Here is a 19,701-nt window from a genome sequence, read left to right as displayed (position 1 = left end):
CGAGATCACCGCGCACTGGCCCACCTCGTCGTTTGGCGAGCCCGCCGGTCCCCGATAGTTTGTCCGGTATGGAGCCATCGGTGGACAAACCGGCCCTCTCCCGGGTGTACAACGGCGCGGCGGGCGGCGCCAGTACGGCCGCCGTGGACCGCAGCCTGCTGGAACGCGTGTTCGCGCTGATGCCCGGCTACCGGTACTTCGCCATGGCGAACCTGCGTTTCGCCAGTCAGGCGGTCACGAGCTTCGTCGACGCCGGTGTCACGCAGGTGCTCGATCTCGGCTGCGGCATGCTGACCCCGCAGTCAAGCCACCACGTGGCCCACGCGAAGAACCCCGATGTCCGCGTCGCCTACATCGACATCGACCCGGTGACGGTCGCACACGTCAGTAGCGGCACCGAGGGCGACGAACGTATCGCGGTGGTACGTGCCGATGTCGCCGACGCCGACGCCGTGCTCGACGATCCCGCGGTGCGTGCGGTGCTCGACCTGGACCGCCCGGTCGGTGTCCTTGCCGCGGCTGTGCTGCACTGCCTCCCCGACGACGGCCCCATCCCGCCTGCGGACACGGTGCGCCGGTACCACGAACGTCTCGCCCCCGGCAGCCTGCTCGCGGCGAGCCACGCGAGCGGTGACACGCTCGACCCGGAGATGGTCGCGGAGGCGGTAAGTCTGTTCCAGCAGGCGGGCATCACCGTGCTGAGCCGCTCCGCGGACGAGTTCAGCGCACTGCTCGGCCCGTGGCGCCTCCGCCCACCGGGACTGAGCCCGCTGCGCTGGACCCCGGAGTCCGGCGACGAGGTCGACGCACTCGCGTACACGGTGATCGCGGAGAAGTAGCCGGCTCGTGCTGCTGTGAGCGGATCTGCTCACAGCAGCACCGGCGGCGAAGCGTGCCAGCGCGGCGGCATTGTCGGGGCATGACGAACGACGACAGGCCGCCGCTGTTCGACCACCGGCTGCGGGAACGGTTCCTGAGCCAGCGCGTGCTGGTGCTCGACGGGGTGCTCGACGACGACAACGGAACGGTGCTGGCGACGCAGTTGCTCTCGCTCGCGAGCGAGGATCCCAAGAAGGACATCGCGTTGTGGATCCACTCGCCCGGCGGCTCGGTGCCGTCGATGCTGGCGATCCGGGACGTGATGCGGCTCGTGCCGTGCGACGTGGCGACGCTCGCGCTGGGGCTGGCGTGCAGTGCCGGACAGTTCCTGCTGTCCGCTGGCACGCCGGGCAAGCGGTTCGCCCTCCCGCACGCCCGCATCCTGATGCACCAGGGCTCGGCGGGCATCGGCGGCTCGGCGGTCGAGGTGGAGGTCCAGGCCGACGACCTGCGCCACACCCGCGACACGGTGCTGGGCCTCATCGCGGAGGACACCGGTCAGCCGGTCGACCGGATCTTCGCCGACTCGCTGCACGACCGCTGGTTCACCACCGGGCAGGCGCTGGAGTACGGCTTCATCGACCATGTCGTCCAGAACCTGGCGCAGGTCGTGCCGGTACGCACACACGAACTCGGGCTGGGAGCCACGGCGTGAGCGGAGCTTGCGGAGCGAACCATCGGACACTGAGCGGAGCTTGCGGAGCGAACCATCAGACACAGGGCGACCGCGAGCGGCCGCTCGGAGCCTGCGAGGAGCGGACTTGAGCACCTACACCATCCCCAACGTGATCACGCGGGTTCCCGGCGGCGAGCGGATCATGGACGTCTACTCGCACCTGCTGTCGTCGCGGATCGTCTACCTCGGCACGGCGATCGACTCCGGCGTCGCGAACGCGCTGATCGCGCAGCTGCTGCACCTGGAGGCGGACAACCCGGAGCAGCAGATCGACCTGTACATCAACTCCGAGGGCGGGGACCCGTCCGCGGCACTCGCGCTGTACGACACCATGACCTACATCAAGGCGCCGGTGGCGACGACGTGCGTCGGCCAGGCCGTCGCGTCCGCCGCGGTGCTGCTCGCGGCGGGGGAGTCCGGGCGCCGCGCCGTGCTGCCGCACACCAGGGTCGTGCTGCACCAGCCCGCCGCGCAGGGCCGAGGCACCATCCCCGACCTGATCCTGCAGGCCGACGAGGTGGTGCGGGTCCGCAACCAGCTTGAGGAGATCCTGTCGGCGCACACCGGCCGCGGCGTCACCGACCTGAGGCACGACACCGACCGGGACCGCGTGTTCGACGCGGTGGACGCCGTGGCCTACGGGCTCGCCGACCACGTACTGGACCAGCGGCCCTGATCAGGCGGCCAGCAGCACCGGACCGGTCGGCCGGGGAAGCACCGAGGGACGTGCGGCGGCACGGCGTCGCCGCACGTCGCTCGCGATCCCGATGAGCAGGTCGGCCAGCTCGAGCCCCAGCGCACCGGTGACCGCGGCGATCATCTCGCTCGACGGCTCCTTGCGCCCGCGCTCGATCTCGGACAGGTACTGCGGGGAGATGCCCGCCTTCTCGGCGACGTCGACGAGGCGCTCACCCTGCTCCTCCCGCGTCGCGCGCAGGCGAGGACCGAGCACGTCCCGCCACAGCGGTGCGGGCTCCGGCTCGGGCTCCCGGTTCCGGTGGAATTGGAGAATGTCCGCCATCCCCTCATCGTGACATCGCCGCGGCGCGGGGAGCAGCGGTTCCGCTCCCGGCAGAACGCCGCCCGCGGTGGGGGAGTACGCACCGTTCCGAGCGGACGGATTTGTCGGACCTGTTGCGTGCCAACGACAGTCGATCACTGTGGACAGTCGGTTCATGACAACTTCTTGACAGTGTCGGTACAGGACCCCTAACAGCTCCCAGGGAGCGCCGATCATCCTCACATCAACTCGGATGGGGGCACGGAACATGGTCGGCTGGCGAGAACCGGCGAGCATCAGGTATCAGCGGAGAGTGGGCACCGATCCGGTGCTGGAGGCGCTCGACGCGCCAAGGCCGCCGGGGGCGAACCCCTACGTCATCGTGTGCGGCATGGGGTCGAACATCGTGTACATCCGCTGGTACGGGCGCAGTGTCGAGGAGGTGCGGCAGTCCTTCCGGTTGTGGGTGGGAGAAACCTGGCGCACACTCGCCACCGACTTCACCGGCGTCGGCGTCCCGAACGGCATGGACTTCAAGCCGGGACGCATCGACTGGTTCAACATCGCCCCATGACGTCTCACCTGCCAAGCGTGTTCCGGGAGGGTTCCCGGCACCGGGCCCGTAGCGTTGGCGACGCGGAAACGGTGACACACTGGAAGGTCCCATGACAGAGGGCATGTATCCACTCGGTCGTCTCACCCCCAGCCTCGTGCGGCAGGAGCCGCTGTTCGCGGGGGCGGCCGCGCCCGTTGGCACGCTGTTCGTCCTCGGCGACGCAGGCGGGTACGCGGCGGCCGCGGTGGCCGGGCGGTCTCTGGTGGTCGGGCGCAACGCGCCGGACGTGCACGTCGCGATCGGCGGTGAGGACGGCTACGTCAGCAGGGAACACGTGCTGCTGCGCTGTGTCGAGCACGGCACCGGCACGCGCTGGGTGGTGCGCAACGGCGGCAAGCTGCCGATCCGGCTACCGGACACCGCACCGCTCCTGCGTGCGCACGAGGCGCCGCTGCCGGTCGGCTACACGCCGCTCTACATCCAGGGCTCGCAGCTGCACGTGGTGGAGGTGCTCGTCAGCGACGGGCACCGGCACCGCGGCGCGGTCCGGCCTGACACCAGCACCGGCAACCTGCGGCTGCCGATCACCCGCCGCGAGTGGCTCGTGCTCGTCGCGATGTTCTCCGCCGTCCTCGCCCGCGAGGACCAGGCGCTTCCGTTGTCCTGGAACGAGACCGGCAAGGTGCTCAACACCGTTCCCGGCCAGTCCGGGTGGAACGACCGCAAGGCGGAGGCCGTCGTCGACGGTGTCCGGCACCGGCTCACCGCGGCCGGGATCGAGCGCCTGACCCGCGAGACCGCACCGGCCGAGGCACTGAAGACCAACCTCGCGCGGGTACTGGTCGACACCGGCACGCTGTTGCCAGAGGACCTGACAATCCTGAACACCGGCATCGACCCGAACCCCGCCGGGCTCATGAACCGATGACGACACCGCAGTGCCCCGAGGGACAGTAGCGGCTATGTGCCGTCACGGCCCCCTGAGTAACTGCTGGTCAGGCCCGGGCGTTCTCGCACAGATCCTCGACGGGTGGGCTACTCCGCGCGGACGCCGCGGACTACCAGTCTGCGGGCGTGGTTGTCGTATGGGGTGGCGTCGAAACCGCCGAAGCACTCGACGTCGACGAATCCCGCGGTCTCGAACAGGCTGCGCAGCTCGGCGGCGCTGTAGAGGGACCAGAGGATCGACGCGTGCCGGGCCGACGAGCCGCGGACCAGCGTCCAGTCGGTGCGCAGGCGGGTCCAGTCGTCGAGGATCGTGTCGCGGGTGAACACGGTGCCACCACCCGCGTCCTCGGCGATGTCGATCGCACCCCGCCGCCCGACCCGCCCCGCGACGACCTCCTTGCCGAGGACGTCGACGAGCAGCGTGCCGCCCGGCGCGAGGCTCGCGTAGGCGTTGCGCAGCACGGTGAGGTTGTCACCCGGCCCGGTGAAGTAGCCGAACGAGGTGTGCGTGCTGAGCACGAGGTCGTAGGCGCCCGGCTCGACGTGCTCCCGCATGTCGGCGCGCACGAACCACGCCGACACCCCGGCACGGTCGCACTCGGCGCGTGCCCTGGCCAGCATCGCGGGGCTCAGGTCCACCCCGGTCACCTCGGCACCCCGCCGCGCGAGGGCCACCACGTACACCGCGGGCCCGCATGAGATGTCGAGCACCCGCGCCCCCGGGTCGACCTTCAGCAGCGGGGACGTGGCGACCGACTCCTCGGTGGTGTGCACCGCCATCTCGGGGAACATCACCGACGCGAAGTCAATCCATCGTTCCTCGTCCTCGTACCAATGCATGCCACTCCCGTTCCCCTGCGCAGGTCTTCCCAGTCACATAGTCGGCGGCAGAGGGTAGGAGGGTTCCCGGCCATCGGCCGGTCAAGCGAAACTCAGGCACGGAATGTGATTACCCGTGACGCGACAGCGACCATCGTGTGGACGTCCTGAGCGCCCGCCGCGCCCCCGGTCGGCGCGTGGTGTCGCCGGAACCCCTGTCGCGCTAGCGTGTGCGCGATGGAACCGGGTGAGGTGGTCGCCGGCCGCTACCGCGTCGTATCGCTCGTCGGGCGCGGGGCGATGGGTGTCGTGTGGCTGGCCCGGGACGAGCGGCTCGACCGCGACGTCGCGATCAAGGAGTTGCGGCCCGACGGCGACGACCTGGGGGAATCGGCGGGCGACGCCACCCAGCGGGCCATGCGGGAGGGCCGGATAGCCGCCCGGCTGCGCCACCCGAACGCGATCGCGGTGCATGACGTCGTCACGCACGCGAGCAGGCCATGCCTGGTCATGGAGTACCTCGCGTCGAAGAGTCTCGCCGAGGTGGCGGCCACCCGAGGCGGGCTGCCGCCCGGTGAGGTCGCGGCGATCGGCGCGCAGGTGGCCGCGGCACTCGCCGAGGCGCACGCGAACGGGGTGGTGCACCGCGACGTCAAGCCGGACAACGTGCTGCTCACCACGGACGGCACGGCGAAGATCACCGACTTCGGGGTGTCCAGGGCCGCGGGGCTCGCTTCGGTGACCGCGACCGGGATCCTGGCGGGCACCCCCGCCTACCTCGCGCCCGAGGTCGCGGGTGGCGCGGACGCGGACACCCGGTCCGACGTGTTCTCCCTCGGCGCGACGCTGTACTCGGCGATCGAGGGGGCCCCGCCGTTCGGGGTGGAGGACAACGCGATCGCCCTGCTCCACAAGGTCGCCCGCGATCCGCTGGTCCCGCCCAGCAAGGCGGGACCGCTCACCGACCTGCTGCTGTGGCTGCTGCGCCGCGACCCCGCTGAGCGGCCGGCGATGCCGGCCGCGCACGAGGCACTGGCGGCCGCCGCCGAGGGCGGTGCGGTGCCCGTCCCCGCACCGCGCAACCCCACGCTGCTGCTACCCGCCCCGCAGCGCACGGTGTCACGGCGCGGGCTCGCCGTGGGGGTCGGCGCCGCCGCACTGGTGGCCGCCGGCGTCGTGCTGGGCCTGCTGCTGGGCAACGAGGAGTCGCCCGGCGCGGCAGGAACCGCCACCTTCCCGACCACCACCGTGCCGAGCACCGTGCCGACCACCACCGCACCGGAGGATCGGGGCTGCGTCGCGGCGTACGAGGTGACCAACTCGTGGCCGGACGGATACCAGGTGCGGGTGGTCGTCCGTAACGACGGCGAGGGGACGCTGACCGGGTGGGAGGTGCGCTGGACCCTGCCCGACGGCGAGGACATCAACGACCTGTGGGCGGGCAAGCTCGACCGCGACGGCGCCGACGTGACCGTCACCAACGAGGACTGGAACGTCACCGTCCCCGCCGGCGGTCAGACCGAGTTCGGCTTCAACGGCTCCGGCAGCGACCCACAGGTGCCGCGGGTCAGCTGCCGGGAGACGTGACCGGCGGCTTTCTTGGCGCGCCCACCTCGACGAACGCGCGGATACCCGCCACGATCCCGTCGATCGGCACCGGCATCGTGGTCCGGCCCGCGATGTCGCCGATGACCTTGGCCGGCAGGTCCGGCAGCCCCGTCAGATCGGTCGCGACCCAGGCGGCGGTACGGCTCGCGACCTTCGGCAGCCTGCTGAGCCCCTCCGCGACGGCGGCCAGCTCCACGTTCGCCACGGCGGTGTCCGACCGCGGCTCGTCATCGAGGACCGGCCTGCTGATCCGGTCCTCCGCGCCCTTGCGCAGCACCACGCTCTTCGCGGCGGGCAGGGCCACCAGCGGCTCCGCGCACACCCCGCACGCGGCGTCGTGCCTGCCGAACGGGCCGCGGACCGTGCAGCTGGTCCGGTCGGGCGCGGTGGACAGGAACCAGAACGCCCAGCAGGACTGGCAGCAGAACACGTCGGTGGTGGCGCCCTGCCACTGCCGTTCCTCCGCCGCCTCCTGTTCGCGCACGAGCCGCAGCGCGAACTCCTCGCGCTCGGTGACCTCGCGCTCCGCCGCCGCCACCAGCTCCGCGACCTCGCCACGCAGCGACGCGTTGGCGCCAAGCAACTCGGTGTTGGCCGCCGTCATCTCGGCGATCTTCGTCCGCAGGTCCGACAGCTCGCGCTCGGTGCGCCCGAGCGCGTCGCGGTGGCGTTTGCGCTGCCGTGTCTGGGCTTGCTCGGTGTCGTCCATGACGAGGTCGACGGCGGCCTTCACCTCGCGCCGCACCGCCTCCTGCACCGGTGCGAACTCGAGGAGCCACGACCACACCCGCCCACCCATGCGTGAACCGTAGCGACCCAACCCAATGATGGACTAGCCAGGCCGCCACTGGTCCGCCTCCCCGGACATTCAAAGTGTTGGTATCGACCCAGCGACCTCCGGCGGATCGTGGGTGGTTGGTGGCTGGGTGCCGGGCAGGTCCAAGCCCGCTCTGCCGCCTCACGAATGATCACCGTGAGCGAGTGAGGGGGTGTCGCGCGGGCACTTCAATCGTTGCGCTTGCTAACCGTCCCCGCGTTCGAGCGCATCCCACCGGGCCAGAATCTCTTGCTCCTTCTGACCCGTATCCGCGAGTAAGGCGGTGACACGCTGCTGAGATGGTGATAGGTGCCGCTCTGGCCTGGGATGATGGTGGTTGCGAAGACACAATCACGCCCGGGAGAGGACACCTATCGAGTGGGTAGTTTAGGTGGTAGGCGGCCAAGAGTGCGGGTGGGCGCGCCGGATCCGTCGTTGACGTCGGTGTCGGGGATGGCTGCGGTCACGGAGTTGGTGGAGCGGTTGGGTGTGATCTCGGCGTTGGATGCGGCGGTGGGGCCGATCAAGCAGCGTGTTCGCGGGTTCGGGGCTGGTGAAGTGTTGGTCGGGTTGGCTTCTGCGCAGGTGGCTGGGGAGGATTTCCTGGTCGGGTTGGACCGGCAGCGCGCTGATGTGGCAGGGCAGGTGATCACGCCGGTGCCGGGGTTGGCCTCGACCACCGCGGCCGGGTTGGCCCGTAGGTTCACTGATCCGCAGTGGAGCGCAGTGGAGACTGGGGTCGCTCGGGTGACCGAGCGGATGCTGGAGCGGGTGCCCGCGATGCGGCGGAACCGGTTGTGCCGCACGGCGACGATCGATCTTGACGCCAGCGACGTCGAGACCTACGGGCGCAAGAAACGCGGTGTCGCCTACAACTATGAGGGGCAGCGGGTGGGACGTGCGCACGTGGCGTCCTGGGCTGAGGTGGAGACCGTGCTGGCAGCGGAGTTGTTGTCAGGCAACGATGATCCCCGCGCTAGCGCGGCCGAACTGTTGCGGCGGGCGCTCGCGGCGTTACCCGAGCAGGCCAGACAGGGGCGGGTTCGGCTGCGGGCCGATGCCGGGTATTTCGCCGGGGAGTTGGCCCGGGTCGCGTTCTTCGCCGATGTCGAGTTCGCGATCGGCGCCAAACGCATCGCTCCGTTGTGGCGGCTGCTTTCCGGTATCACCGACGACTCCTGGACCGACGCGATCGACATGGCCGGCGCGCAGGTCGTCGTCGCGGACTACCGGCCCGTGTGGTGGCCGGCCAAGAGTTTCCTGCTGATCCGCCGAGTCCGTCTGGATGTCTCTCAGGTCTCGGCCGACCCACGCTCACGGCGTCGCCGGACACTACATCCCAATCAACGCGCTCTCCCGCTGGAAGAGTTGGCCGACGCGGACGCGATCTACGGGTACTCGTTCATCCTCACGAACCTCGACGTGTCCACACCGGACAAAGCCGCTGCGGTGGAACATTGGTACCGGCACCGCACCAGCATCGAAAACCTGTTTCGTGACAGCAAACACGGCGCCGCGCTCCGTCACCTCCCCTCCGGCTATCCCGAGGTGAACACCGCATGGATGTGGGGCGCGCTGCTGGCGGCATCCATGGCAGCCTGGCTCCATCAACTCACCGCCACCGAAGGCCCGACCGGACAGCTCTCCGGCTGGGGCGCCCGCGACGGCAAAGCCATGATCGCCACACTCCGCCACCGCCTGATCCGCGTCCCTGCCCGCCTTGTTTTCCAGGCAGGACAACCAATCCTGCACCCGCCACCCGGCCACGATCTACTCGCCGAGATCCTCGCCCGACTCCGGAAACTCCCCACACGGCCCTGACCACCCGGCCACCCCAAGGCCCCGACCCAGGAACCCCACACGTGAACCCGGCGCGACACCCCGGGCCGCTAGCATGCCCACACACCCGAAAACCGCTCCACCACACGACTCCAGGACCTGAAGATCAACTCAGCCGACTACTCGCGGATACGGGTCTGAGTGTTTATGCCCTGTTCGGCCGCCCGCTCGTGGACGACCCCGGCGCCTGCCGAGTTGAGCCACTCCCACGTATCGCTGACCGTCTCCCGGATCGGGCGTGTGACAAGTCCAGCCGCGCGCGCGTTTGTCGAATCGACATCCCACGCTCCCGCATAAGTGCGCCACAGCGGGAGTTCCGTCCACTGCGCTACCTCCTGCGCGATGAGCCAGCTCTCATCGGTAATCCATTCACACTCAGCACTGGAGTCGGTAACCTCGCGGCACGCCGTGAGGAGATCGACCATAGACTCGTTGCCGCTCGCGGTCACGTTGAAAACACCGGCCTGACCGGTTGCCGTATGAAGCGCAAAGTCCGCCACGTCTCGAACGTCAACAGGCTGAATCGCTCGATCTGGGCTACCTGGAGCCAATACCCGTCCGCCGCGCTGCACACGCCGCAACCACCACGGCAACCGGCCCACATATTCACGAGGGCCGAGGATGACGCCCGGCCGCAACACAGCCACGCGTTCCAGCCCGAAGGTTTCGATCACGGCGCGCTCACATCCCGCTTTCGTGAACCCATACACGGAGGGGCCGGGGTCGCCGTCATAGCCGAAATCCGGCCCCGCATCAGACGGACACTCCAAAACCGCCGAATCTTCCGTTAGCGGCTCGATAGGCCAACCCTCGTAGGCTGACACACTCGAAATGAACACGTAGCGATCCACAACCGGTTCGAGTGCGCGAGCGACGGCCAACGTCTCCCGAGGCACAAACCCCGACGTGTCCACAACCGCATCCCACGGGCCAGCCTCCGCGAGACGCGCGAGGTCATCCGCGTTTGTCCGATCCCCTCGGACGGCCTCCGCGCCGGGTGCGTCGTCCCCGGAGACCCCACGGCGGAACGTCGTTACCGCCCACCCACGTGCAAGGGCTTCGTCGACGACGGAGCGCCCAAGGAACCACGAACCGCCCAAGACCAGTACGCGCGTCATCCGTCCATCCTCGCGGACACTCAGCGATGGGATTGCCCCACCCCGGACGATCGGTGCTGGGGTCGGGACCAACACCTTTAGTTCCGGGGAGGCGGAAAAGCCACGTACTGTTCCGGGATCGCGAACGCGTCCACCAGTGTCCGTGCGTGCGGGCGCAGTTCCTTGCACAGCGCGTTGACCTCGGCCACCACCTTCTTCGAGACGGGTGGTGTGAGGCGGCCGTGTTCCAGGAACCATGCCCGGTCGGCCTCGATGTTGGCCAGCACGTGGAGGTCGCACACCCGGTTCAGCAGCGCCTTCGCCGGTTCGTCGGCGCACCGGTCGATCGCGGCGACGAACGCGTCCAGCACCAGCCGGTCGATGTGCGCGCGCCCGGCGAGCAGCACGTGGTCCTGCGCGTCGTTGAAGACCTCGAACGGGTCCGCGTCGGAGCGGGCCGCGGCCCGCAGCCTGCGCGCGAGGCCCGCGAGGACGTGGTCCTCCCGGTCGGCGAACAGGTCCCGCTGCCACGTCCGGTCGAACAACTCGGTGCTGCCGAGCTTGGGGGCGGGCAGACGTTCCAGCACCGCGCCCATCAGCTGCTCGGCGACCAGCCGGGCGGTGGCGAGCGGGCTGAGGTCGGCGAAGTTGTCGCGGTAGTCGGTCAGCAGGCCCTTCGCGACGAGCTGCAGCAGCACCGTGTTGTCGCCCTCGAAGGTGGTGAACACGTCGGTGTCCGCCTTCAGCCCCGGCAGCAGGTTCTCGGCGAGGTAACCCGCGCCGCCGCACGCCTCGCGTACCGCCTGGATCGTCGCGGTCGCGTGCCACGTTGCGGCGACCTTGATGCCAGCCGCGCGGGACTCGAGCACCCGCTGCGCCCGCTCGTCCTGCTCCTCCGCCGAGTGCACCTCGTGCAGCATCGCGACCAGTTCCTCCTGCGCGAAGTGCAGTGCGTAGGTCGTCGCGAGCGCGGGCAGCAGCTTGCGCTGATGGGCGAGGTAGTCGAGCAGCACGATCTCGGTGTCCTCGCCGGGACGCTCGAACTGGCGGCGGGTCTCCGCGCGGCGGATCCCGATCGTCAGCGCCCGTTGCGTCGCGCTGCCCGCACTGCCCGCCACACTGACCCGGCCGCGCACGAGCGCGCCGAGCATCGTGAAGAACCGCCGCCCGTCGGACTCGATCGGGCTCGAGTAGGTGCCGTCCTCGGCCACGTCGGCGTACCGGTTCAGCAGCGCGTCGCGGGGCACTCGCACCCCCGTGAACCACAGCCGCCCGTTGTCGACGCCGTTGAGTCCGGCCTTCGGCCCGCAGTCCTCGATACGCACGCCCGGCATCGGCCTACCCGCCTCGTCGCGGATCGGGACCATGAACGCGTGCACGCCGTGGGACCGGTCGCCGATGACGAGCTGGGCGAACACGACGGCCATCCGCCCGTCGCGGGCGGCGTTGCCGATGTAGTCCTTGCGGGCCTCGTCGTCGGGGGTGTCGATGACGAACTCGCCGTCGACGAAGGTGGCGGTGGTGCGCAGGTGCTGGACGTCCGAGCCGTGCCCGGTCTCGGTCATCGCGAAGCACCCGGGGAGGTCGAGGGACATGATGCCGGGCACGTACCGTTCGTGGTGGCGCCGCGTGCCGAGCATCTGGACCGCGCCGCCGAACAGTCCCCACTGGACCCCGGCCTTGACCATCAGCGACAGGTCGCCGTAGCCGAGCAGCTGGAACGACACCACGGACCCGCCGACGTCGCCTTCGCCGCCGTGCTCGCGGCCGAACCCGAGCCTCGGGTGGCCGGTCGTGACCAGCTCACGCATCTGCTCGAACACCTGCGCGCGGTGCGACTCACGGTCGAGGTCGTAGGAGTCCGCGAGCTTCGTGGCGGTCATCCGTTCCCGCAACCGTCCACGCAGCGCAGCCCAGCGTCCATCGAGGACGGTCGTGAGCGCGCCGGGGTCCACCTGTTCGGTCATGGATCATCAATACCCCGGTTCGGCGTGGTGCACACTTTTCGCGGCGTCGCCCCGGGCCGTGAGCAGGAACGCCGGTGCGCACCAGTACTCGTGCAGCGGTTCGATCATCACCTCGTGGTAGCCGCATTTCGTGAGCTGCTCGGCCCACGCCGTGGCTGGTTGTTCCCACGTGCTGCGGTGGGCGCCCGGTGCGAGCTGGCCGGTGAGGACCGGCAGCAGAAACCCCTGCGCCACCAGGTCCCGGTCGCTGTCGTACTCGGCGAGGCCCTGCTCGTAGGTGTCGGCGAGGAACGTCAGGTGCTCCGCGCTGCCCACCGGGTGGTCCGGCACGTCGAACTCGGCCAGCACGAGCCGGGACACGTGCCCGCGTAACCCGGTGAGCACGGCCGAGCGCTCCTCATGCGGCAGCGCGTGCAGTGCGAACGTCGACTCCGCCAGGTCGAACCGGTCCGTGACGTGCTCGACGAACGTCGCCGCGTCCGTGTTGTGCGCGGTCACTGGCACCTCCTCGAGTGCGGCGACCGCCGAGTCCAGCAGCGCGGACGACGGCTCGACCAGCGTCACCGACGGCGTGCGGCCCCGCAGCGCGGCCACCAGCGCCCGCCCGTCGCCGCAGCCGATGTCGAGCAGCGTGGCGACCTCGTGCCGGGAGTACTGGCCGGCGAGCGCGGTGCCGACCGCCTCGTAGAGCCCGACGTTGCCGCCGCCGCGGATGAACGCCGTGAACGCGGCGGGCCGGTCGTACACCTCGCCATCGACATCGCCATCCTTTGCGAGGTAGGTGCGGAGGGCGGCGTTGAGCAGTGGCCGCGTCACCCCGCTCGCCAGCTCGTCCTGTGCCCCAGGTACGTCTCCTGCCATCAGCGCCCGCAGCGCCGCTGTCTCGTTCTCTCCCACGCCGGTTGACCCTAACGGTCCTCGGGGGGTCCGGTAATCGCGTTTCCGCGCAGGTCGAGGTCCCGGCGTTCCACCATCTGGAAAGCCCGCGACGACTGTCGGGGGTCTCGCGGAGGATGCGGCCATGACCACGATGCATGTCGACCGGGTGGGGTCCGGGCCGTTCCCGCGCGGCGGCCTGATCGCGCTCGCCGGGCGGGCGATCGGCGCGGTGCCGCCGCCCGCGCAGGTGCTCGCCGGGATCATCAGCGTGCAGGTCGGCGCGGCGCTCGCCAAGCAGCTGTTCGGCGCGCTGGGCAGCGTGGGCACCGTCGCGCTGCGACTGTTCTTCGCCGCGGTGGTGCTGCTCGTGGTCTGGCGGCCGTCGTTCCGGCTCGGGCGGCCCGCGTGGACGGTGGTCATCGGCTACGGGCTGGTGCTCGGCGCCATGAACCTGTGCTTCTACCTGGCGCTCGCGAAGATCCCGCTCGGCGTCGCCGTCACCATAGAGTTCATCGGGCCGCTGGCCGTGGCGCTGCTCGGGTCCCGCCGCCTGCTCGACGGCCTGTGGGCGCTGCTCGCCGCCGGCGGGGTGGTGCTGCTGACCGAGGGCCGAGGCGACCTGCACCTGGCCGGCATCCTGTTCGCGCTCGGCGCGGCCGTCTGCTGGGCGAGCTACATCCTGCTCAGCGCGGCGCTCGGCAGGCACACCGACGACGGCGGCGGCCTCGCGCTCGGCATGGCGCTCGCCGCGTTGATGGTCGCGCCGGTCGGCATCGCCGACAGCGGCACCGCACTGCTCGAACCGTGGGTGCTCGCCGTCGGGCTCGGGGTCGCGCTGCTGTCGTCGGTCATCCCGTACTCGCTGGAACTCGAGGCGCTGCGCCGGATCCCGCCACGAGTGTTCGGGGTCCTGATGAGCCTGGAACCCGCGGTCGCCGCCCTCGTCGGGCTCATCGTGCTCGGCGAGATCCTTGGCCCGGTTCAGTGGGTGGCGGTGCTCCTCGTCGTGGCGGCCTCCGCAGGCGCGACCAGAACCGCGGGGGGCGCGGCCACCTGACTGCGGGAGACCACCCGGTCAATCCAGCTGGTCAGGAGCGGCACCCGCCCCGTGCCTGCCGAACACCGCCATGCCTGTGCCCTTGCGTTCCATGTACGTGGCGTCCGGCTCGGCGAACCCGAACGTCCGGTACAGCTCGTGCGCGTCGAGGGTGTGCAGCATCCACCGGAAGTGCGGGCCCGGCCCCTCCTCGATCATCGCGTGCACGAGCGCCTTGCCGACGCCGTGCCCGCGTGCCTCCTCGACGACGAACACGTCGGCGAGGTAGGCCTGCGTCTCCCCGTCGGACATGGCACGCGCGAAGCCGAGCATGGCGCCGTCGGCCTCGCGGTACGCGGCGACGACCCGCCACGCGCCCGCGAGCTGCCGTTCCACCTTGGCCCGGTCGCGGTACTGCCCCCAGTACGCCTTCGTGGACAGGAACTCCCACAGGACGTCCCGGTCGACCCGGTCCCGATTGTCGTCGATCAGAAACACTGTCCGCCTCCCCGGATTCAAAAGTGTTGGTCCCGACCCAGCGCATCCTCGGACCGCGGGTGGTTGGTGGCTGGGTGCCGTCACGTTCCCCTGAGGTCACTGTTGCTCAGGGGAAGACCTTCGCCGCAAAGATCCATGGGGCAGACCCTAAAACGGCGGCTGGCGGCGCTCAAGCCGGATTCGGGTCCGGGGTTACCGGGCGACTTTAGGTTCGGGGTGTTGTCAGCTCGGCGTGAGCGGAGGTGCGGTGTGACGGTCACCGACGCGGGACGGGTCGACCCGGCCGACGAGTGGACACTGTCCGATCGGGTGCCCGACCAGGTGAGCGCCAGCTGCCTGTACGACTCGCAGGGCTGGTTGCGCGGGTGGGAGCGGATCGGCATCGAGCAGCGTTCCCGGCACGCCTACGTGTGCGCGGGACAGGACGTCCTCCCGCTGTACGAGACCACGATGTCCCCGTTCTGGCACGGCTACGAACTCCAGTGCGGACTGGTGGGCCGGTTCGGCAACCCGATCGTCTTCGCCGGCTCGCCGTACTCGATGTACGGCAAGCGCGGCCCGATCGCCGAGCCGCTGGTGCGGGGTGCGTACGCGACCGCGATGGACTGGATCCACGGCGGCGCCGCGGACGTACTCGTCGTGCCGAACCTGACGACCGAGGGCGTCGACAGCTGGCTCGACGCGGTCGGCCCCCCGGCCGGGACCGTCCACTTGGAACGAACCTACGCGATCGACGTCGCGGGCACGTTCACCGACCACCTGTACCGGATCGACAACAAGATCCGGCGCGACGTCGAGCGGCGGCTGCGCCGGGGCGAGGAGCGCGGCCTGCGGGTGCGGATGGTCGAGGGCGACGAGGCGCACGCGCTGGTGCCCGCCGCGTTCCCGCTGACCGTCGACACGAGCGACAAGAACTCCTGGCCCGCGCTGTTCGACGAGGCGGCGCTGCACGGGATGCTCGACATCCCGGGCGCGCTGCTGTCCGCGGCGACGGTCGGTGACCGGCTCGTCGGCGTGTTCTTCGGCTTCCGCCGCGGCGACGAGGTCACGTTCATGTGCGGCGGTGTGGACTACGAGAGCCTCCGGGAGTACAGCACCTACGTCGCGCTGATGTACCGGTCGACGCAGTGGGCCTACGAGAACGGCATGCGCCGCATCGAGTGGGGCCGCGACAACTACCGGTTCAAGGAACGGCACGGGCTCGCCGCGACCGAGCTGTGGGCGCTGGTGTACGCGCCGAACGCACGGGCGGAACTGGCGCTCGCGCTGCGCGGCATGCACGCCACGCTGCACGCCTACATCGAGAGCGCCTGATGGGCGCGGGCAGGCGCAGGGCACTGCTGCTGCTCGTCGCGGTCATCAGCGTCAACGCCTCCTACACGGTCCTGATCCCGTTCGTGCCGGACCTCGAGGAGCGGGTCGGCGCGGGCCCGGTGACGATCGCGCTGGTGTTCGCGGTGTTCGCCGCGGCGAAGGCGTTGTTCCAGCCGGTCGGCGGCGCGTGGGTGGACCGGTGGCGGCCACGCGCGGTGGCGTGCGTGGCGCTGAACATCGCGGCCGTCGGCATCGTGCTCACGGCCTTCGCCACCGACTCGGTGACGCTGCTGGTTGGCCGGTTCGTGTGGGGCATCGGCGAAGGGCTGGTGACACCGGCCCTGTACGCGGGCATGTCCGCGCTGTGCAAGCGGTACGACATCGCGGCAGGCCGGATGATGGGTAACTTCGGGTCGGCGGCGGTGGCGGGTTTCCTGCTGGGCCCGCTGATCGCGGGGGTGGCCGCGCCGTTCGGGCTGGCGACGTTGTTCGTCGTCGGCGCGGTGGTGACGTCGCTGACCGCGTTCGGTCTGCTGCACGCGATCCCGGACGCGCCGGTGGAGAAGGCGCCCGAGGCGCCTGCCTCGGGTGGCGCGAACCGCTGGTGGGTGTGGGTGCTCGTGCTCGGGGTGCTCGACCTGTTCACGCACCTCGTGTACACCGCGCTGGAACCGTTGCTGCCGCTGTACCTCAGCGGCGCGGCCGAGGGGTCGGCACGCGGCGCGATCTCGGTGGTGTTCGTGGTCGGGCTCGCGACGTCGGCGGTCGGCATGTGGGCGCTTGGCCGGTACACGGAGCGGTTCGGCCTGGTGCCGATGATCGGGACCGGGCTCGCCGTCCTCGGCGCCGGGCTGGCGGCGATGGCCGTCAGCGCGTCGGTGGTGCCGGTCGCCGCGGCGTTCATGGTCGTGATGGTCGGCTACGCCATCCTGTTCCTCACCGCGCGGCGCGGCATCGTCGAGCTGAAGTCGGCCGAGGACAGCCAGGGCACCGCGTTCGGGTTGTTCGGCCTGGTGTCCGATGTCGGCAACGTGCTGGGCCCGGTCGCGGGCGTGGTCCTGTACGAGCTGACGGGCCGCACGTCGTTCATCCTGCTCGGCGCGCTCAGCGGTCTGCTGGTGGTCGTGCTGGCTTCCCAGGCTCCTCGGTGGCGTCGTCACTTCCCGAGCGCGGCCGCGCCAGCAGAAGTCCTGCCAGCACAATCACCCCACCAGCCAGCGTCGTCACCGTCAGCGGCTCGTCCAGCAGCATGACACCGCCCGCGACGCTCACCACCGGGTACAGGTTCAGCAGCAGCCCGGCCCTCGGCCCCGGCACGCGGGACAGGCCGTAGTTCCACAGCAGCATGCCGACGAGGTTCGGGCCGAGGCCGTACAGGAACAGCACCACCCAGCCGGTCGCGTCGAGGGTCGTCGACAGCATGCCCTCTGCGCAGATCGCGAGCAGCGGCACCGTGCCGATCCACATGGTCACCGCGCTGACCCGCAACGCCCCGTACCTGCGCACCAGCGGGCCGACGGCCACCGAGTAGGCGCCCCACATGAACGCGCCAAGCAGCACCAGTGCCGCGCCACCGAACATCGACGTCGACACCGTCAGGCCGTTGCCCACGCTCAGGGTCACCACCCCGGCGAAGGCCACCGCCAGGCCCCACGCCAGCGGCGCGGTCAACCGGTGCTTCAGTACCAGCACGGACAGCAGCGCGATCCACAGCGGCTCCGTCGACAGCAGTATCCCGGCGAACCCGGCGTGGACGTCACGGATGCCGAGCGTCATCGGCACGTTGTAGCCGACCACGCCGACGATCCCGCACGCCGCGAGCATGCCGAGCGTCCGCCGGTGCCACGTCACGGTGCCGAGCCGCAGCCACGGGAGCACCGGCAGGTAGCACAGCGAGCAGAGCGCGAACCGGATGCCGAGCACGCCGAGCGGGTCGGCGTTGAGCACCAGGTACCGCGTCGCGACCGGCGCGAGTCCCCACAGGACGACCGCGACGAGGATGGCGGCGAACGCGGCGCGGGTCGGCACCAGGCTCACCTTACTGAGCACCGTCGTTACCGGCGCAGCTCTCCGGCCAGCTGGTTCAGCGCGTCGCGCAGCACGTCGATCGCGGTGGCGTATTCGGTGAGGTCGATGTGTTCGTGGTCGGTGTGGTCCAGCGCGGAGTCGCCCGGCCCGTACACGGCCATGGGGACCTGCCAGCGCGGCTCGACGATGTTCAGGTCGGCGGTGCCGGTCTTGAGCTTGAGCGTCGGCCGTGCGCCACGGGCGCGGATCCCCGCGCACAGTGCGCGGACCGCGGCGCCCCGGTGGTCGACGCGCACGCCAGGGGTGCGGTCGTCGATCTTCAGTACGCCGTCGCGGGTGGCGCCCGCCAGGAACTCCTCGAACGCGGGCAGGTCGAACCCGGGCGGGGTGCGCACGGAGATCACCAGCCGCGCTGACTCGATGTCGCCTGCCAGCTCGTTGAGTGTCGCGATAGGACGGTCGAACGCCTTCTCGCTCGTGGTGACCGACGCGCAGTAGGCCACCACGTCCTGCCAGAACGCGACCGCGGCCTCGCTTGCCTTCTCCTCGGGGCTCGCCGTGTGCACCGAGGGCCGGGACACGTGGTATCGCAGCATGATCCGGCCCTTGTAGCCGATGCCGACACCGGCCCAGCCGTTCGGTTCGCCCACGAACGCGGCCGATGGCCGGAAGCACTCGGCGAGGTGCGTCGCGCCTCGGCCGTAGGTCTCCTCCTCGACCACGCCCGCGACGACGTACTGCACTCCGTCGACGTCCGCGTCGGCCGCCGCGCAGATCATGGTTGCCAGCGGGCCCTTCGCGTCGACCGTGCCGCGCCCGTACAACAGGTCACCGTCGCGGCGCATCGGAGGCCCGCCGGGCACCGTGTCCATGTGCCCGGTCAGCAGGATCATCGGCGCGTCTCGCTCGCCTCGGCGGCCGATCGCGTTGCCCGCCTCGTCGAGGTGGGTCTCGAAGCCCCACTCCCGCATCCGTTCGACAAGGAAGTCGGCGAGCGCGCCCTCGTTCCCGGACACCGACGGGATGCCGACCATCCGCGTCAGCAGTTCCTCAGCTCGCCCTGGCATACGTCTCCTTGACGAATCTGGTCCCGGCACCGGAACACGCGGCCAGCACGGGGGAGTCCACCCGGCCGTCGGAGAGGACGACGTTGGCCACCCCGTCCCGGCACGCCTCCGCCGCGGCACGCACCTTCACCTTCATCCGCCCGTCCGCCGCCGCGAGGTGGCCATCGAGCGCGTCGACGGCCACCTCGGGCACGAGGCTCGCCGGGTCGTGCCGGTCGGCCAGCAGGCCGGGCACGTCCGACAACACGACCAGCCAGTCGGCCGACAGCGCGGCCGCGAGCGCGGCGGCGAACCGGTCCGCGTCCACGTTCAGCGTCTCGCCCCCGGCGCCGAGCGCGGGCGGGGAGACCACCGGCGTGAACCCGCCGCCGAGCAACGTCACCAGCAGGGCGGGGTCCACGGTGGCGATCCGGCCGGACAGGTCGTCGCGCACCACCACCTCGGCCCCGTCGACCGTGGCGCGCGCTGGTCCGTTGCGGTTCGCCGTCACCAGCGCACCGTCCACACCGGACAGTCCGACGGCGCGAACACCCAGGTTCACCAGTGCGGCCACGAGATCCGGCTTGACCCGGCCGAGGATGCCGAGCCGCAACACGTCCAGCGCGCCGGTGTCGGTGTACCGGCTGCGGCGGCCACCGCGGCCGGTGAGGTAGCGGGGCGGACGGCCCAGCTC

General features: G+C 70.6%; 19 protein-coding genes and 1 pseudogene. 10 read left to right on the top strand and 10 right to left on the bottom strand.

The genetic code is table 11. The features are described 5' to 3' along the window. The first annotated feature begins 80 nt into the window (after positions 1–80). From WBA97_RS13160 to WBA97_RS13150, 3 genes are all read left to right on the top strand, one after another. Positions 81–839: an SAM-dependent methyltransferase gene (locus WBA97_RS13160; protein WP_424231054.1), complete on the top strand. Its 759-nt coding sequence runs from the start codon at positions 81–83 to the stop codon at positions 837–839. Between the two features lie 80 nt (positions 840–919). Beyond that, positions 920–1,534 carry a ClpP family protease gene (locus WBA97_RS13155; RefSeq protein WP_424231053.1) on the top strand — a complete coding sequence of 205 codons (615 nt, stop codon included), beginning with the start codon at positions 920–922 and terminating at the stop codon, positions 1,532–1,534. Positions 1,535–1,640: 106 nt separating this feature from the next. Next, on the top strand, positions 1,641–2,231 hold the full coding sequence (locus WBA97_RS13150) for a ClpP family protease (RefSeq protein WP_424231052.1): 591 nt from the start codon (positions 1,641–1,643) through the stop codon (positions 2,229–2,231). On the opposite strand, the gene WBA97_RS13145 is transcribed toward WBA97_RS13150, so the two are convergent. Further along, the gene (locus WBA97_RS13145) at positions 2,232–2,576 is read right to left on the bottom strand and encodes a helix-turn-helix domain-containing protein (protein ID WP_424231051.1); all 345 of its coding nucleotides are present in this window, start codon (positions 2,574–2,576) and stop codon (positions 2,232–2,234) included. Positions 2,577–2,868: 292 nt separating this feature from the next. Between WBA97_RS13145 and WBA97_RS13140 the strand changes: the two genes are divergently transcribed. Together WBA97_RS13140 and WBA97_RS13135 are read left to right on the top strand one after the other, a co-directional pair. After that, positions 2,869–3,129, top strand: a complete 261-nt coding sequence (locus WBA97_RS13140; RefSeq protein ID WP_424231050.1) for a hypothetical protein — start codon at positions 2,869–2,871, stop codon at positions 3,127–3,129. 91 nt (positions 3,130–3,220) lie between these two features. After that, positions 3,221–4,039: a hypothetical protein gene (locus WBA97_RS13135; protein WP_424231049.1), complete on the top strand. Its 819-nt coding sequence runs from the start codon at positions 3,221–3,223 to the stop codon at positions 4,037–4,039. 107 nt (positions 4,040–4,146) lie between these two features. Here WBA97_RS13135 and WBA97_RS13130 read toward each other — a convergent pair whose 3' ends face one another. Next, positions 4,147–4,899 (bottom strand): class I SAM-dependent methyltransferase, encoded by a 753-nt coding sequence (locus WBA97_RS13130; RefSeq protein WP_424231048.1) that lies wholly within the window; start codon positions 4,897–4,899, stop codon positions 4,147–4,149. A gap of 216 nt (positions 4,900–5,115) precedes the next feature. On the opposite strand from WBA97_RS13130, the gene WBA97_RS13125 reads away from it, so the two are divergent. After that, positions 5,116–6,465, top strand: coding sequence for a protein kinase domain-containing protein (locus WBA97_RS13125; protein ID WP_424231047.1), 1,350 nt, complete (start codon positions 5,116–5,118; stop codon positions 6,463–6,465). Here the strand turns inward: WBA97_RS13125 and WBA97_RS13120 are convergent. Then, positions 6,446–7,285 carry a hypothetical protein gene (locus tag WBA97_RS13120; protein ID WP_424231046.1) on the bottom strand — a complete coding sequence of 280 codons (840 nt, stop codon included), beginning with the start codon at positions 7,283–7,285 and terminating at the stop codon, positions 6,446–6,448. The genes WBA97_RS13125 and WBA97_RS13120 overlap by 20 nt on opposite strands. A 345-nt stretch (positions 7,286–7,630) precedes the next feature. On the opposite strand from WBA97_RS13120, the gene WBA97_RS13115 reads away from it, so the two are divergent. Beyond that, positions 7,631–9,124, top strand: coding sequence for an IS1380 family transposase (locus tag WBA97_RS13115; protein WP_424231076.1), 1,494 nt, complete (start codon positions 7,631–7,633; stop codon positions 9,122–9,124). 137 nt (positions 9,125–9,261) lie between these two features. On the opposite strand, the gene WBA97_RS13110 is transcribed toward WBA97_RS13115, so the two are convergent. The 3 genes from WBA97_RS13110 to WBA97_RS13100 form a co-directional block, all read right to left on the bottom strand. After that, positions 9,262–10,260: an NAD-dependent epimerase/dehydratase family protein gene (locus WBA97_RS13110; protein WP_424231045.1), complete on the bottom strand. Its 999-nt coding sequence runs from the start codon at positions 10,258–10,260 to the stop codon at positions 9,262–9,264. A gap of 77 nt (positions 10,261–10,337) precedes the next feature. Further along, positions 10,338–12,206 (bottom strand): acyl-CoA dehydrogenase, encoded by a 1,869-nt coding sequence (locus WBA97_RS13105; protein ID WP_424231044.1) that lies wholly within the window; start codon positions 12,204–12,206, stop codon positions 10,338–10,340. A gap of 6 nt (positions 12,207–12,212) precedes the next feature. Then, on the bottom strand, positions 12,213–13,103 hold the full coding sequence (locus tag WBA97_RS13100; RefSeq protein ID WP_424231043.1) for a class I SAM-dependent methyltransferase: 891 nt from the start codon (positions 13,101–13,103) through the stop codon (positions 12,213–12,215). Between the two features lie 124 nt (positions 13,104–13,227). Here WBA97_RS13100 and WBA97_RS13095 point away from each other — a divergent pair, with 124 nt between their 5' ends. Further along, positions 13,228–14,142, top strand: coding sequence for an EamA family transporter (locus tag WBA97_RS13095; RefSeq protein ID WP_424231042.1), 915 nt, complete (start codon positions 13,228–13,230; stop codon positions 14,140–14,142). Between the two features lie 18 nt (positions 14,143–14,160). Here the strand turns inward: WBA97_RS13095 and WBA97_RS13090 are convergent, their stop codons facing one another. Then, positions 14,161–14,619 carry a GNAT family N-acetyltransferase gene (locus WBA97_RS13090; protein ID WP_424231041.1) on the bottom strand — a complete coding sequence of 153 codons (459 nt, stop codon included), beginning with the start codon at positions 14,617–14,619 and terminating at the stop codon, positions 14,161–14,163. Between the two features lie 249 nt (positions 14,620–14,868). On the opposite strand from WBA97_RS13090, the gene WBA97_RS13085 reads away from it, so the two are divergent. Further along, positions 14,869–15,933 carry a GNAT family N-acetyltransferase gene (locus tag WBA97_RS13085; RefSeq protein ID WP_424231040.1) on the top strand — a complete coding sequence of 355 codons (1,065 nt, stop codon included), beginning with the start codon at positions 14,869–14,871 and terminating at the stop codon, positions 15,931–15,933. Then, positions 15,933–17,045: pseudogene (locus WBA97_RS13080) on the top strand (MFS transporter); the annotation flags it as partial. The gene WBA97_RS13085 and the pseudogene WBA97_RS13080, both read left to right, overlap by 1 nt. On the opposite strand, the gene WBA97_RS13075 reads toward WBA97_RS13080, so the two are convergent. From WBA97_RS13075 to WBA97_RS13065, 3 genes are all read right to left on the bottom strand, one after another. Next, a complete protein-coding gene (locus WBA97_RS13075; protein ID WP_424231075.1) occupies positions 17,038–17,961 on the bottom strand; it encodes a DMT family transporter in 924 nt (307 codons plus the stop codon). The pseudogene WBA97_RS13080 and the gene WBA97_RS13075 overlap by 8 nt on opposite strands. Before the next feature lie 26 nt (positions 17,962–17,987). Then, positions 17,988–19,028: a M20/M25/M40 family metallo-hydrolase gene (locus WBA97_RS13070; protein WP_424231039.1), complete on the bottom strand. Its 1,041-nt coding sequence runs from the start codon at positions 19,026–19,028 to the stop codon at positions 17,988–17,990. Next, positions 19,012–19,701, bottom strand: a 690-nt coding sequence (locus WBA97_RS13065; protein ID WP_424231038.1) for a [LysW]-aminoadipate kinase, incomplete at its 5' end; no start/stop codon positions are given. The genes WBA97_RS13070 and WBA97_RS13065, both read right to left, overlap by 17 nt.

The sequence above is a fragment of the Actinophytocola sp. genome, from assembly GCF_049647105.1.
Classification (GTDB): Bacteria; Actinomycetota; Actinomycetes; order Mycobacteriales; family Pseudonocardiaceae; genus Actinophytocola.
This window is presented reverse-complemented; position numbering and strand designations above follow the sequence as displayed.

Bases quoted from the DNA above. Each gene is read 5' to 3' on its own strand.
- WBA97_RS13125 (WP_424231047.1), top strand. From the start codon at position 5,116: ATGGAACCGGGTGAGGTGGTCGCCGGCCGCTACCGCGTCGTATCGCTC.
- WBA97_RS13135 (WP_424231049.1), top strand. From the start codon at position 3,221: ATGACAGAGGGCATGTATCCACTCGGTCGTCTCACCCCCAGCCTCGTG.
- WBA97_RS13095 (WP_424231042.1), top strand. From the start codon at position 13,228: ATGACCACGATGCATGTCGACCGGGTGGGGTCCGGGCCGTTCCCGCGC.
- WBA97_RS13120 (WP_424231046.1), bottom strand. From the start codon at position 7,285: ATGGGTGGGCGGGTGTGGTCGTGGCTCCTCGAGTTCGCACCGGTGCAG.
- WBA97_RS13115 (WP_424231076.1), top strand. From the start codon at position 7,631: ATGATGGTGGTTGCGAAGACACAATCACGCCCGGGAGAGGACACCTAT.
- WBA97_RS13110 (WP_424231045.1), bottom strand. From the start codon at position 10,260: ATGACGCGCGTACTGGTCTTGGGCGGTTCGTGGTTCCTTGGGCGCTCC.
- WBA97_RS13070 (WP_424231039.1), bottom strand. From the start codon at position 19,028: ATGCCAGGGCGAGCTGAGGAACTGCTGACGCGGATGGTCGGCATCCCG.
- WBA97_RS13145 (WP_424231051.1), bottom strand. From the start codon at position 2,576: ATGGCGGACATTCTCCAATTCCACCGGAACCGGGAGCCCGAGCCGGAG.
- WBA97_RS13105 (WP_424231044.1), bottom strand. From the start codon at position 12,206: ATGACCGAACAGGTGGACCCCGGCGCGCTCACGACCGTCCTCGATGGA.
- WBA97_RS13155 (WP_424231053.1), top strand. From the start codon at position 920: ATGACGAACGACGACAGGCCGCCGCTGTTCGACCACCGGCTGCGGGAA.
- WBA97_RS13130 (WP_424231048.1), bottom strand. From the start codon at position 4,899: ATGCATTGGTACGAGGACGAGGAACGATGGATTGACTTCGCGTCGGTG.